Origin of the sequence: Micromonospora sp. NPDC048871 (assembly GCF_043198155.1) — a bacterium.
In the GTDB taxonomy this organism is placed as follows: domain Bacteria; phylum Actinomycetota; class Actinomycetes; order Mycobacteriales; family Micromonosporaceae; genus Micromonospora.
Genome location: NZ_JBICUM010000006.1, coordinates 123,441 through 137,003, shown reverse-complemented (window position 1 = coordinate 137,003; position 13,563 = coordinate 123,441). Strand labels below are relative to the sequence as shown.

Genomic DNA, 13,563 nt, shown 5'->3' with positions numbered 1-13,563 from the left:
GGCCCGGGTCGGTCGGCTCAGCCGGTCCGCAGCCGGTGCAGCCGCAGGGCCAACTGCACCTCCAGGGCCCGTTCGGGTTTCTGCCAGTCCGCGCCGAGCAACTGCCCGACCCGCTCCAGCCGCTGGGTCACCGTGTTGACGTGCACGTGCAGCACCTCGGCGGCCCGGGCCAGGCTGCCACCGACCCCGAAGTAGGACTCCAGGGTGCGTACCAGGGCGGTGCCCCGCCGGGCGTCGTAGTCCACCACCGGGCCGATGGTGCTGGCCAGGAACCGGCTGACCTCGGCGTCACCGCCGCCGGAGGCCGTGCCCAGCAGCAGGCCGACGAAGCCCAGCTCGGCGGTGCTGGCACCCTGCCCGGCCCGGCCCAGAGCGCCCAGCGCGGCCAGGCAACGGTCGGCCTCCTGGAAGGCCGTGGCCAGCGAGGTGGGGCCGGTCACCGGGCCGCTGGCCCCGGCGGTCGCCGGTCGGGCGGTGACCCGGGACAGATCCCGCGACACCGCCCGGGCGCTGCCGCCGGCATCCTGCCCGGGCAGCATCAGCACCACCCGCCCGTCCCGCGCCGCGGCCAGCCCACCCCGGGTCGAGGCGTACGTGGTGGCCCAGGAGAGCACCCGCTGTCGGGCTGAACCGGTGGCGGCGATGGCGTCGTCGTCGACGGCCACCAGCACGTGCGGGGCGTCCAGGTCGACGCCGAGGCGGCGGGCCCGGCCGCGCAGCGCCTCGATGTCCCGCAGCGGGCGGGCGATCAGGTCGTCGAGCAACTCGCCCCGGACCCGCCCCTCCGCCTCGGCCACGGTACGCCGGAACAGCAGCAGCAGGGCGGTCACCAGCGCGGCCCGTTCCAGGATGCGCTGGTCGGCGTCGGCCAGTTCCCCCTCGGGGTGCAGCACCAGGGCACCCAGGTTCTCCGCTCCGGCCACCACGGCGGCGTACCACAGCTGACCTCGGCGTACGCTGCGTCCCTCGGTCCGGGAGGCGGCCACCGCCTCCACGATGTCCGCCCGGTCCGGCTCGTCGAGTTCACCGACCCGGGCCAGCAGCCGACCCTCGGTGTCCAGCGCCAGCAGGGCCCCACCCAGCACCTCGGTGACCGCCGCGGTGACGTCCTCCACCCCGCCCCCGCGCAGCACCAGGGCGGTCATCCGGTCGTGGGCGGCGGCGGCCCGCTCCACCGAGGCGCTGTGCGCCCGGATGGTGGTGTTGGCCGAGGAGAGCTCCGCCAGGGCGGCCCGGGTCTCGGCCAGCAGCCGGGCGGTGTCGATCGCCACCGCGGCGTGCGCGGCCAGGGAGAGCAGCAGGGCCACCTCCTCCCGGGCGAAGGGTCGGGCCGACCGGTTCGCCGCGTAGAGCACCCCGATGCTGGTGGAGCCGAGCCGCAGCGGCACCCCGAGGATGGCTACCAGCCCCTCCTCACCCACCCCGGCGTCGATCTCCCGGGTGTGGTGGAAACGTTCGTCCTGCGGGTAGTTCGCGGTGACGTACGGGGCCCCGGACTGGGCCACCAACCCACCCAGTCCGGCCCCCATCGGCAGCCGCAGCCGCTGGAACCGGGCGGACACCGAGCCGTCGGTGACCCGCATGTAGGTGTCGCCGCGTTCGGCGTCGTTGAGGGTCATGTAGGCGACGTCGGCACCGAGCAGATGCCGGGCCCGGTGCACGATGGCCCGCAGCACCTCGTCCAGGTCACGCAGCCCGGCCAGGTCGCTGACGGTGTCGTACAGGCTGAGCAGCTCGCTCTCCCGACGGCGGCGGCGCTCCAGCAGCGCCCGGACCCGCAGCGCCACCGTCTTGGCCTGCTCCAACTCGGCGATCCGGTCGGCCGGCAGCCCGGCGGAGCGGGCGGCCACCAGCGGCCCCTCGAACTCGACCGGGGCGGCTTCCCGGGCCAGTAGTTCCAGGAACTCCAGCGGCGAGGACATGACCGACATTGTGCGGGGGGCCACTAGTTCGCCGTCCAGCCCCCGTCGAGCGCGATCGAGGTGCCGGTGAGGAAGGCCGCCGGGGGTGCGCACAGGTAGGCCAGCAGCTCCGCCACCTCCTCCGGTTCGATCAGGCGTTTGATCGCGGCCCGAGCCAGCATGATCTTCTCGATCACCTCGTGCTCCGGGATGCCGTGGGTGGCGGCCTGGTCGGCGATCTGACCCTCCACCAGGGCGGTACGCACGTAGGCGGGGTTGATGCAGTTGGCGGTGACCCCGTGCGCCGCCCCCTCCAGGGCCACCACCTTGGACAGTCCCTCCAGGGCATGTTTGGCCGCGACGTACGCCGCCTTGTAGGGCGAGGCGCGCAGCCCGTGCACCGAGGAGATGTTGACGATCCGACCCCAGCCCCGGGCGTACATGTGCGGCAGGGCCCGCCGGATCAACAGGAACGGCGCCTCGACCATCACCCGCTGGAGGTACTCGAAGCGTTCCACCGGAAACTCCTGCACGGGGGCGACGTGCTGGAGGCCGGCGTTGTTGACCACGATGTCCACCTCGGCGTCGAGCCGGTCCACCTCGGCGACGTCCGCCAGGTCCAGTCCGACGGCCCGCCCGCCGGCCTCGGTCGCCACCACCTGGGCCGCCTCGGCGTTGCGGTCGACCACCAGCACCTCGGCGCCGGCCGCGGCCAGCCGCAGGGCGCAGGCCCGACCGATGCCGCTGCCGCCACCGGTCACCAGCGCGGTGCGGCCGGTGAGGTCGACGTTCACGACGTGGGGGAGCGCCACGGGTTCTGCCGTCATGGCGCATGAAACTACGAGCTGTACGGCCGAGGGCACATGGCGGCGCAGCACATACTCCGGTGGGATCAGGTGGCCGACGGATACATCTCGGGGCGGGTGAGGTCGCCGCCTGAGGCGGTGCCGCGTGTCCCGGGGCGCGGCCGGGAGACGGCATCGGTAGGGTGTCGAACACACGTACTGCTCGACGGCTGGGAGGGGGAGGCGTGCGGGTGCTCGGCGTCGACCCGGGGCTCACCCGGTGCGGGGTCGGCGTGGTCGAGGGGGTGCCCGGACGTCCCTGCACCCTGGTGGCCTACTACGTGATCTACACCGATCCGGCCGACGAACTGCCGACCCGCCTGCTGCACCTGGACCGGTCGCTGACCGATCTGGTGGCCGAGCACCGGCCGGACAGCGTGGCCGTGGAGCGGGTGTTCAGCCAGCACAACGTGCGTACGGTGATGGGCACCGCGCAGGCCAGCGGGATCGCCGTACTCGCCGGGGCCCGGGCCGGGCTGCCGGTGCAGACGTACACCCCCAGTGAGGTCAAGGCGGCCGTGACCGGTTCCGGTCAGGCCGACAAGGCGCAGATGACGGCCATGGTGACCCGGCTGCTGCGGCTGCCCGAGCCACCCCGCCCGGCCGACGCCGCGGACGCCCTGGCCCTGGCCATCTGTCACGTGTGGCGGGGTGGTACCCGTTCCAAGCTGGCCGCCGCCGCGGACCGGGCGAGACGAGGAGGAGCGAGATGATCGCCAGTGTGCGTGGCGTGGTGACCGCCACCGGCCCGGATCACGCGGTGATCGAGGTCGGCGGGGTCGGCCTGGCCGTGCAGTGCGCCCCGGGCACCATCGCCGACCTGCGGGTCGGCCAGCAGGCCCGACTGGCCACCAGCCTGGTCGTCCGGGAGGACTCGCTGACCCTCTACGGCTTCGCCGACGACGACGCGAAGTCCCTGTTCGAGCTCTTGCAGACCGCCAGTGGGGTGGGCCCCCGCCTGGCCCAGGCGGTGCTGGCCGTGCACACCCCGGACGCGGTACGCAAGGCCATCGCCAACGCCGACACGGCCGCCCTGACCCGGGTCCCCGGCATCGGGAAGAAGGGGGCCGAACGGCTGGTGCTGGAGCTGCGGGACCGGATCGGCCCGGTGGCCGTGGGCGCCGACGGCGCGGCCGGGGTCACCGGTGGTGCCTGGCCGGAGCAGGTCCGCCAGGCGTTGATCGGCCTGGGGTGGACGGCCGGCCAGGCCGACCAGGCGGTGGCCGCGGTGGCGGAGACCGTGGACGGGGCCACCCCGCCGGTGCCGGTGCTGCTCAAGCAGGCCATCCGGATGCTGGGCCGCACCCGATGAGCGCGAGGAGTGAGCCGGGTTTGCGAGCCCCGCAGTCGCGAATGAAGATGATCGCGTGCGCGAGGAGTGAGCCGGGTTTGCCGGCCCCGCAGTCGCGAATGAAGATGATCCCGTGACCGGCCCCGACGGCGGCCTGGTCTCGGCGTACGTCAACGAGGCCGAGCGGGACGCGGAGGTCAGCGTCCGGCCCAAGCGCCTGGACGAGTTCATCGCCCAGCATCGGGTCCGTGACCAACTCGATCTGCTGTTGCAGGGGGCCATGCGGCGCGGTTCGCCGCCGGATCACATCCTGCTGTCCGGGCCGCCCGGCCTGGGCAAGACCACCCTGGCCAACATCGTCGCCGCGGAGCTGGGCTCCGGCATCCGGGTGACCAGCGGGCCGGCGATCGAGCGCTCCGGTGACCTGGCCGCGATCCTGACCAGCCTCGCCGAGGGGGACGTGCTCTTCATCGACGAGATCCACCGCATCGCCAAACCCGCGGAGGAGCTGCTCTACAGCGCGATGGAGGACTTCCGGGTCGACGTGGTGGTCGGCAAGGGTCCTGGGGCCACCGCCATCCCGTTGGACGTCGAGCCGTTCACCCTGGTCGGCGCGACCACCCGGTCCGGTCTGCTGACCGGCCCGATGCGCGACCGGTTCGGCTTCGTCGCCCACCTGGACTTCTACTCCCCGGCCGACCTGGAGATCCTGCTGCACCGCTCGGCGCGCATCCTCGGCGTACCGATCACCGAGGAGGGGGCCGTCGAGATCGCCGGCCGGTCCCGGGGCACCCCCCGGATCGCCAACCGCCTGCTGCGCCGGGTGCGCGACTACGCCGAGGTACGCGCCGACGGAGTGGTCACCCTGGATACCGCCCGGGCCGCATTGACGGTCTACGATGTGGATGCGCTCGGGCTGGACCGGCTGGACCGAGCGGTGCTCACCGCGCTTGTCGACTCGTTCCGGGGTGGTCCGGTCGGCCTGTCCACCCTCGCGGTGGCGGTGGGGGAGCAGCCGGACACGGTGGAGGAGGTGTGCGAGCCGTTCCTGGTGCGGGCGGGACTGCTGGCCCGTACGCCGCGGGGCCGGGTGGCCACCGAGGCCGCTTGGCGGCACCTTGGCCGTACTCCGCCAAATGGTACATTTGCTGCTGAAGCTCCCCTCGCGCCCGATCTGTTTTCCGTGGACACGGGGGAGCCGTGATCTGTTCGTGATCTGCGGCGCGTTCGGCGTTCCCAGATACAGCGACTAGACTCGCCGCGGTCTGTACAGGATGTGAAAATCCGCCTCCGCTCCGGCGCCACGTGCCGGATCGGGGCTAATGGGAAGGTCGACAACCGTGTTTCACGCAGCAGAAGGCGGCGGAGCGGGTAACTTCACCCCGATCCTCATGATCGCGCTGCTCTTCGGCGTCATGTACTTCATGATGATCCGCCCCCAGCAGAAGCGCCGCCGCGAGGCCGAGGCGATGCAGACCGGTCTCTCCGTCGGCGACGAGGTGGTGACCATCGGCGGGCTGTACGGCACGGTCTCCGGAGTCGAGGACGACAGCGTCCTGCTCGAGGTCGCCCCCGGAGTGCAGACCCGGTACGCCCGACCCGCGATCGCCCGTGTGGTGACCAAGGCGGAGCGTGCCACTGAGCCAGCGGCCGAGGAGACCGACGCCGTCAAGGAGTGAGCATCGCACCCACCTGGTCTGCCGGTGCCCCGGCACGACCAGGTGGGAGAACACCCGCCGCGTCCCCGGCGGGTGGCCGCCGCCGCGGCGGCGCCGACAACTGAATAGCAGGCCGACGCCGGGCGTCGGCGCGCCGGCTCGCCTCCGGTCCACGCGCCCGCGTCGACCACTCCAGGCGGCGGCGTCAGCCCCGGGCGCCGTCGGAAGGCAGATCGTCGGCCGGGAGACCGGCAGACCCGCCGTCGCGCCTGCGGCGGCGCGACCGTACAGGGAGACAAGACAGCCGTGGCACCACCTCAGGGACAGATGCGCCCGGGACGGCAGTTGGCCGTACTGGGCGGCATCTTCGTCGTCCTCTATCTTTTGGTGTTCTTTGCGGGCGGTGCCAGCGGAGGCTGGAAGGACCGGCTCGAACCCCGCCTCGGTCTTGACCTCGTCGGTGGTACCCGGCTGACGTTGGAGGCGACGAACACCCTCGACGGTCGGGCCCCGACGGCGGACAACCTCGAACAGGCCCGCCAGATCATCGAGAGCCGGGTCAACGCCTACGGCGTGGCCGAGGCCGAGGTGGTCACCGAAGGCGACCGCAACATCGTCGTCTCCCTGCCCGGCGAGAACCGCGACCTGACCGAGATCGGTAGCGCCGCCGAGCTGCGCTTCCGCAAGGTCCTGAAGATCGTGGACGGCAGCGGTGCCCTTCCGGCACCGGCACCCGCCCCGTCCGAGGACGCGGAGCCCGCGGCCACCCCGAGCCCCTCCGGCAGCACCAGCCCCACCCCGAACGCCGAGGCCAGCGCCTCGCCGTCCGGCGGTCAGGGCGGCGGTGCCCCCACCCCGGACCCCTCGCAGAGCCCGAGCGCCGCCCCGTCGCCGAGCGCCAGCCCGTCGCCGGGCGCCAGCGAGGAGCCGGTGCCGCAGACCCTGGAGGAGCAGCGCAAGGCCGTCGAGGAGAAGGTCGGCGCGGAGGCCTGGGCCGCCGCCAGCGGGCTGCAGGCCCCGGCCGACTTCAGCGCCGATCCGTCGCTGGCCGAGAAGCTCAAGCCCTTCGCCGAGCTGACCGGCCGTGAGGTCGCGGTGCTCCCGACCCAGATGCAGTTCAACGTGCCGACCATCGGCTGCCTTCAGCTCGACGACCGGCCCCCGGCGTCCATCTCCGCCCCGGACCAGCAGGTCGTCGCCTGTGAGGGCGGCTACGCCAAGAACCTGCTGGACCAGGCCAAGGTGCTCGGTACCGACGTCGACTCGGCCGCCGCGGTGCGCGACCAGACCAGCCAGTGGGTGGTCAGCCTGGACTTCACCCGCGACGGCCAGGAGAAGTGGACCGCGCTGACCCGCGAGGCCTTCAACAACGAGGGCCAGGCCTGTGACCCTTCCGCGCTCGGTGACGAGGGCCGGTGCCGGGTGGCCGTGGTGCTGGACAACGCGATCATCTCCTCGCCGCAGATCCAGGGGGTGCTCACCGGCAACTCCCAGATCACCGGCAACTTCAGCAACGCCGAGGCCAGCGAGCTGGCCGGCTACCTGAACTACGGCGCCCTGCCGGTCACCTTCGAGGCGCAGGAGCAGCAGAACGTCACCGCCACCCTGGGCGCCAGCTACCTGCGGGCCGGTCTGCTCGCGGCCGGCATCGGCATGCTGCTGGTCATCATCTACTCGTTCTTCTACTACCGACTGCTCGGCTCGGTGATCTTCGCCAGCCTGGTGCTGTCGGCCCTGCTGCTCTTCGGCGCCCTGGTGGTGCTGGGCCGGCAGATCGGCTTCACCCTCACCCTCGCCGGCATCTCCGGCATCATCGTCTCGCTAGGTGTGGCGGCGGACTCCTTCGTCATCTACTTCGAGCGATTGAAGGACGAGATTCGCGAGGGCCGCAACCCGCGCAGCGCGGTCTCCCGTGCATGGGTCCGCGCCCGCCGTACGATCATCTCGGCGAACGCCATCACGATCATGTCGGCGGTGGTCCTCTACGTCGTCTCGGTCGGCGCGGTCAAGGGATTCGCCTTCGCCCTGGGTCTGGCCACCGTGCTGGACCTGGTCGTGGTCTTCCTCTTCCGGCACCCGATGATGACGATGCTCGCCCGGAGCCGGGCGTTCCTGTCCCCGCGGGTCAGTGGTCTGGGCCGGGTGCTACCGGCCAAGACGGAGCAGCCCCAGTCCCGCAACCCGCGTGTCAAGGAGGCCTGAGATGGCTGCTGAGAACTCTCTGGCAAGCCGCCTCTACCGGGGCGACGCCGGCCTCAACGTCGTCGGCCGGCGCAAGATGTGGTTCACCGCGGCGGCCATCCTGGTGCTGATCGCGTTGGGCAGCATCCTCATCAAGGGGTTCAACCCGGGCATCGAGTTCGCCGGCGGCAACTCGTTCCAGATCCCCACCAGTGTGGGCAGCATGCAGCAGGCCGAGACCACTGCCGGTGAGTCGTTGAGCACCGAGGGTGCCCACGTGGTCACCGCCCAGCAGGTCGGTGGGGCCGGTGGCTCCTTCTACGAGCTGCGGACCACCCAGCTCGACCAGACGCAGGCCGAGACCGTCCGGCTCGACATGGCCGAGCGGTTCGGCATCGACCCGAACGAGATCAGCGCCAACCGGGTCAGCGAGGCCTGGGGAAGCCAGGTGACCAACCGGGCCGTGCTCGGTCTGGTCATCTTCATCGCCCTGGTGACGGTCTACCTGGTTATGCGCTTCGAGTGGCAGATGGCGGCCGCGGCCATCTTCTCCCTGCTGACGAACCTGGCGCTCACCGCCGGCATCTACTCGATCGTCGGCTTCGAGGTCACCCCGTCGACGATCATCGGTTTCCTCACCATTCTGGGCTTCGCGCTCTATGACGTGGTGGTGGTCTTCGACAAGGTGCAGGAGAACGCCAAGGGCATCACCGCGAGCAACAACCAGACCTACGGCGAGGCGGCCAACCTGGCCGTCAACCAGAGCCTCATGCGCTCGGTCAACACCTCCGTGGTGGCCCTGCTGCCGGTCGGCGGCATCCTCTTCATCGGTGCCGGCCTGCTCGGTGCGGGCACCCTGAAGGACCTGGGTCTGGTGCTGTTCGTCGGTATGGCGATGGCGTTCGTCACCTCGATCACCCTGGCCACCCCGCTGCTGGTGGTGCTGAAGAACCGCGACCCGCGGATCCAGGCGCACAACAAGCGGGTGGAGGCCCGCCGGGCCAACCCGGTGCCGGTCAAGGAGACCCGCAGCAAGGCGGCTCCGGCCGCCGCGGCCGAGCGGGAGGACGAGGAGCCGGTACCGGCGCAGGCCGATGCGGCTCTGGCCGATGCGGCTCTGGCCGGTGCGGCAGCCCCGAAGGTGGGTGCCCGTCCGGCCGGCAAGCGCTCCGGCGGGGCCCGCGGTGGGCGGCCCGGCGGGGGCAACCGCCCGGGTGGCGCAAAGCGACGCTGAGCGACCCCGGGTACACCCGGTAGGAACTGATCCGGCGGCGTCCGGCATGCTGTGCGAGCAGAATGCCGGACGCCGTCGGCGTCATGGAAGGGGAGCGCAGCTACCGTGACGGAGACCCACAGCAGCGGGGTACGGGGAGACTTCGGCCCGGAGGTGGCCCAGCTGGTCGCCGGCCGGGTGCTCGACGTGCCCGACTTCCCCAAGCCCGGTGTGATGTTCAAGGACCTCATGCCGTTGTTCGCCGACGGTGCGGCCTTCCGTGAGGTGATCGACGGGATCGTCGCGTACCACGGACCGGAGTCCTTCGACACCGTGGTCGGCATCGAGGCCCGGGGCTTCGTCGTCGCCGCGGCCATCGCGTACGCCACCGGGGTAGGGGTGGTGCCGGTCCGCAAGGCCGGCAAGCTTCCCCGCCCCGCGTACGCCGCCTCCTATGCCCTGGAGTACGGCGAGGCCACCCTGGAAGTGCACCAGGACGCCTTCACCGCCGGCCATCGGGTCCTGGTGGTGGACGACGTACTGGCCACCGGGGGGACCGCCGCGGCGACCCTGGATCTGGTGGAACGGGCCGGTGGCACGGTGTCCGGGTTCACCGTGCTGCTGGAGTTGGCCTTCCTCAAGGGGCGGGAGCGGCTGGCGCCGCGTACCGTCCATGCCCTGTTGACCGTTTGAGGTCCGACTGCCACCGGGCGGAGTCGGCACGGTACGTCCGGCGGAGCGGCAGGGCACTGCGGGTGCGGGTAGCATTGCCCATTGCTGACCGGACGGTGACCCGTCCGAGCGGCACGAGACCAGGCCGGCCGGCGCACGGTCGGTTCGTTCCGGCGAGCGGTGAGGAGGCCGGTGTCCCACGATGTCGCCCCTCCGGTGGAGGGCACGGTGCACCCGACAGGCGACGCGGACGGCTCGGTGACCGATCGCAACAGCGCCGCTGCGGCGCCGGGCGGCGGGCCCGCCACGGTGCTGCCCACCGGCGATGTGGCCCGAACGGGTGTCGGAGCCGAGGTGGCACCGGTCGACCCCGTTGTCGACTCCCCGCCCAGCAGTGGCTTCGCCCTGTCCAACGCGCCCACCGGGCGGCGGGTCCGGGCCCGGCTGGCCCGGTTCAACGCCCCCTGGCAGTCCTCGCAGGTCAGCGAGGTTCTTGAGCCTCTGATCTCCTCCCATCGGGAGAATCACCCCAAGGCTGACGCGCGGCTGTTGCAGCGCGCCTTCGACACCGCGGCCCGCTGGCACTCCGGCCAGTACCGCAAGTCCGGCGACCCGTACATCACCCATCCCCTGGCGGTGGCCACCATCCTGGCCAACCTGGGCATGGACACCACCACCCTGGTCGCCGCGCTGCTGCACGACACCATCGAGGACACCGAGTACACCCTCGACCAGATGCGTGCCGACTTCGGTGGCGAGGTCGCCCTGCTGGTCGACGGGGTCACCAAGCTGGACAAGGTCAAGCTCGGTGACGCGGCCAAGGCGGAGACCATCCGCAAGATGGTCGTGGCCATGGCCAAGGACCCCCGGGTTCTGGTGATCAAGCTGGCCGACCGGCTGCACAACATGCGTACCCTGACCTTCCTGCCCCGGCCCAAGCAGGAGCAGAAAGCTAAGGAGACCCTGGAGATCCTCGCCCCACTCGCGCACCGCCTCGGTATGAACACCATCAAGTGGGAGCTGGAGGATCTGGCCTTCGGCACCCTGTTCCCGAAGCGGTTCGAGGAGATCAACCGGCTGATCGGGGAGCACCAGCCGCAGCGGGAGGCGTTGCTGCGGCAGGTGACCCAGAAGGTGCAGACCGACCTGAAGGCCGCCAAGATCAAGGCGGAGACCACCGGTCGGCCGAAGCACCTGTACTCGATCTACCAGAAGATGATCGTGCGGGGTCGGGACTTCAACGACATCTACGACCTGGTAGGTGTGCGGATCCTGGTCGACACGGTACGGGACTGCTACGCGGCGTTGGGGGTCATCCACGCCAACTGGCAGCCGGTGCCGGGCCGGTTCAAGGACTACATCGCCATGCCCAAGTTCAACATGTACCAGTCGTTGCACACCACCGTGATCGGGCCTACCGGCAAGCCGGTGGAGATGCAGATCCGCACGTACGCGATGCACCGCACGGCGGAGTTCGGCATCGCGGCGCACTGGAAGTACAAGGAACACAAGGGCACCCAGATCGTCGGCCCACCGGCGCACATCGACGAGATGACCTGGCTGCGGCAGCTGCTGGACTGGCAGCGGGAGGCCGCCGACCCGAGCGAGTTCCTGGACGCGCTGCGGTTCGACCTGTCCAGCCAGGAGGTGTACGTCTTCACCCCCAAGGGCGACGTCATCCCCCTGCCTACCGGGTCCACCCCGGTGGACTTCGCGTACGCGGTGCACACCGAGGTCGGGCACAAGTGCATCGGCGCGCGGGTCAACGGCAAGCTGGTGCCGCTGGAATCGACCCTGTCCAACGGCGACGTGATCGAGATCTTCACCTCGAAGTCCGAGACCGCCGGCCCGACGCAGGACTGGCTGGGCTTCGTCAAGAGCCCCCGGGCGCGGACGAAGATCCGGCAGTACTTCAACAAGGAGCGTCGCGAGGAGGCGATCGAGGAGGGCAAGGACGCGATCGTCAAGGCGATGCGTAAGCAGGGCATGCCCCTGCAGCGGATGCTCACCTCCGACAACCTGATGGCGATCGCCCGGGACCTGCACCTGGCCGACGTGGCCTCGCTGTACGCGGCCGTCGGCGACAGCCAGGTCTCCGCCCAGTCGGTGGTGCAGAAGCTGATGGCCACCTACGGCGGGGAGGAGGGCGCGGCCGAGGACATCGCCGAGACCGCCGTGGCCACCCGGCCGCCGCGCAGCCGGGTCTCCAGCCACGACCCGGGTGTGGTCGTACGCGGGGTCAGCGACGTCTGGATCAAACTGGCCCGCTGCTGCACCCCGGTGCCCCCGGACTCGGTCTTCGGCTTCGTCACCCGCTCCGGCGGGGTCAGCGTGCACCGCGACGACTGCGCCAACGCCGAGGACCTGCGCGCCCAGGGGGAACGGGTGGTCGAGGTGAGTTGGAAGCTCACCTCCGCCTCGACCTTCCTGGTGGCCATCCAGGTGGAGGCCCTCGACCGGCACAAGCTGCTGGCCGACGTCACCCGGGTGCTCTCCGAGGAGCGGGTCAACATCCTCTCCGCCACGGTCACCACCACCCGGGACCGGGTGGCGGTCAGCCGGTTCAGCTTCGAGATGGCCGACCCCAAGCACCTGGGTCACCTGCTCGCCGCCGTACGCAAGGTAGACGGCGTCTTCGACGCCTACCGCGTAACCTCCGGCTCCTAACCCACCCACCCTTCCACCGCACCCCGCCCACGCCCTGCGTCGGGCGGGACTGTGCGTCGAGCGAGCTCTGTGTCAGGCGAGCTCTGCGGCGATCTTGCACTTTTCGTCGCCGCATATTGGGGTGAATGCCGCATAAGGGCGACACAAAGTGCAAGATCGCGGGTGCGGGTGCGGGTGCGGGTGCGGGTGCGGGTGCGGGTGCGGGGCACGCGACGGCGGGATGCGGAAGCGCCCGCCGGCTCCAGCCGGCGGGCGCTTCGAAGGTGTGGGGCTTGGGTCAGCTCATCGTCAGGTCGGTGATGACGACTTCCTTCTTGGGGTGGCCGCCCCCGGCCTGCTGGGCGAAGGCGCCGTCGTCGCCGGCCTTGGCGACGTCCTCGACGATGTCCATGCCGCTGGTGATGGTGCCGAGCACGGTGTAGTTCGGATCCAGCGGCGAGTCACCGTAGACGATGAAGAACTGGCTGCCGCTGCTGGCCGGCTGGCCCGAGTTGGCCATCGCGATGACACCCGCAGGGTACGGCGGGCGCTTGTCGGTGGGCAGGTTCTCCTCGGCCATCCGGTAGCTGGGGCCGCCGGTGCCGTCGCTGTCCCGCCAGCCCTCGCCGGTGGCGCTAGGGTCGCCGCACTGAAGGACCTTGATGCCCTCGGTCACCAGGCGGTGGCACTTGGTGTTGTCGAAGAAGTTCTGCTCGGCCAGGTGGATGAAGCTGCCCGAGGTGCAGGGCACCGCCGACCGGTCGATCCGGGCGGTGATCGGACCGAGGTTGGTGGTGATCGTCATGGTCTGGCTGCCGACCTTGCTCTGCTCGACCGGCGGCAACCCGACGTCCTTGGTCGTCGGGCTCCGCTCGCCGTTGGGCAGCTCGACCCAGTCACACTGCACCGTGTCCGCGCTCTGGGCGGTGGTGTCGGTGCCGCTGTCGTCGCCGATCAGGCTGGTGGCCAGCCAGACCGTGCCGGCGACCACCAGCAGCAGGACCACGCCGCCGCCCACGACCGCCTGGGTCTGCCGGCGCTTGCGGGCCCGGGCGGCCCGCTCGGCCATCTCCTTCTCGAGCCGGGCGCGGGCCGCCGCGCGCTGCCGCTCTCTGGTGGACGTCACGCCTCGATCCTCCTGGACTGTCTGTGGATG

11 protein-coding genes are annotated in these 13,563 nt (G+C 71.1%); 8 read left to right on the top strand and 3 right to left on the bottom strand.

Features of this window, described 5'->3' with window-relative positions; translation table 11 throughout:
* Positions 1–17: 17 nt before the first annotated feature.
* A complete protein-coding gene (locus tag ACGFIK_RS16045; protein ID WP_393340163.1) occupies positions 18–1,931 on the bottom strand; it encodes a helix-turn-helix domain-containing protein in 1,914 nt (637 codons plus the stop codon).
* A gap of 14 nt (positions 1,932–1,945) precedes the next feature.
* Entirely contained in the window at positions 1,946–2,728 is a 783-nt protein-coding gene (locus tag ACGFIK_RS16040; RefSeq protein ID WP_393339971.1) for a 3-hydroxybutyrate dehydrogenase, read from the bottom strand.
* Between the two features lie 203 nt (positions 2,729–2,931).
* On the opposite strand from ACGFIK_RS16040, the gene ruvC reads away from it, so the two are divergent.
* From ruvC to ACGFIK_RS16000, 8 genes are all read left to right on the top strand, one after another.
* A complete protein-coding gene (gene ruvC, locus ACGFIK_RS16035) occupies positions 2,932–3,459 on the top strand; it encodes a crossover junction endodeoxyribonuclease RuvC (RefSeq protein ID WP_327026794.1) in 528 nt (175 codons plus the stop codon).
* Complete coding sequence (gene ruvA, locus ACGFIK_RS16030) at positions 3,456–4,058, top strand: Holliday junction branch migration protein RuvA (protein ID WP_327026793.1); 603 nt, start codon at positions 3,456–3,458, stop codon at positions 4,056–4,058. Before ruvC ends, ruvA begins: the two co-directional genes overlap by 4 nt.
* 112 nt (positions 4,059–4,170) lie before the next feature.
* Entirely contained in the window at positions 4,171–5,241 is a 1,071-nt protein-coding gene (gene ruvB / locus ACGFIK_RS16025; protein WP_393339968.1) for a Holliday junction branch migration DNA helicase RuvB, read from the top strand.
* 136 nt (positions 5,242–5,377) lie between these two features.
* On the top strand, positions 5,378–5,716 hold the full coding sequence (yajC, locus tag ACGFIK_RS16020) for a preprotein translocase subunit YajC (protein ID WP_327026791.1): 339 nt from the start codon (positions 5,378–5,380) through the stop codon (positions 5,714–5,716).
* Between the two features lie 285 nt (positions 5,717–6,001).
* Complete coding sequence (gene secD / locus ACGFIK_RS16015) at positions 6,002–7,897, top strand: protein translocase subunit SecD (protein ID WP_327026790.1); 1,896 nt, start codon at positions 6,002–6,004, stop codon at positions 7,895–7,897.
* Position 7,898: 1 nt separating this feature from the next.
* Positions 7,899–9,110: a protein translocase subunit SecF gene (gene secF, locus ACGFIK_RS16010; RefSeq protein ID WP_327026789.1), complete on the top strand. Its 1,212-nt coding sequence runs from the start codon at positions 7,899–7,901 to the stop codon at positions 9,108–9,110.
* 105 nt (positions 9,111–9,215) lie between these two features.
* A complete protein-coding gene (locus ACGFIK_RS16005) occupies positions 9,216–9,782 on the top strand; it encodes an adenine phosphoribosyltransferase (protein WP_327026788.1) in 567 nt (188 codons plus the stop codon).
* 195 nt (positions 9,783–9,977) lie between these two features.
* Positions 9,978–12,428: a bifunctional (p)ppGpp synthetase/guanosine-3',5'-bis(diphosphate) 3'-pyrophosphohydrolase gene (locus ACGFIK_RS16000; RefSeq protein WP_327027170.1), complete on the top strand. Its 2,451-nt coding sequence runs from the start codon at positions 9,978–9,980 to the stop codon at positions 12,426–12,428.
* A 277-nt stretch (positions 12,429–12,705) separates the two neighbouring features.
* Here ACGFIK_RS16000 and ACGFIK_RS15995 read toward each other — a convergent pair whose 3' ends face one another.
* On the bottom strand, positions 12,706–13,533 hold the full coding sequence (locus ACGFIK_RS15995) for a peptidylprolyl isomerase (protein ID WP_327026787.1): 828 nt from the start codon (positions 13,531–13,533) through the stop codon (positions 12,706–12,708).
* Positions 13,534–13,563: the final 30 nt, after the last annotated feature.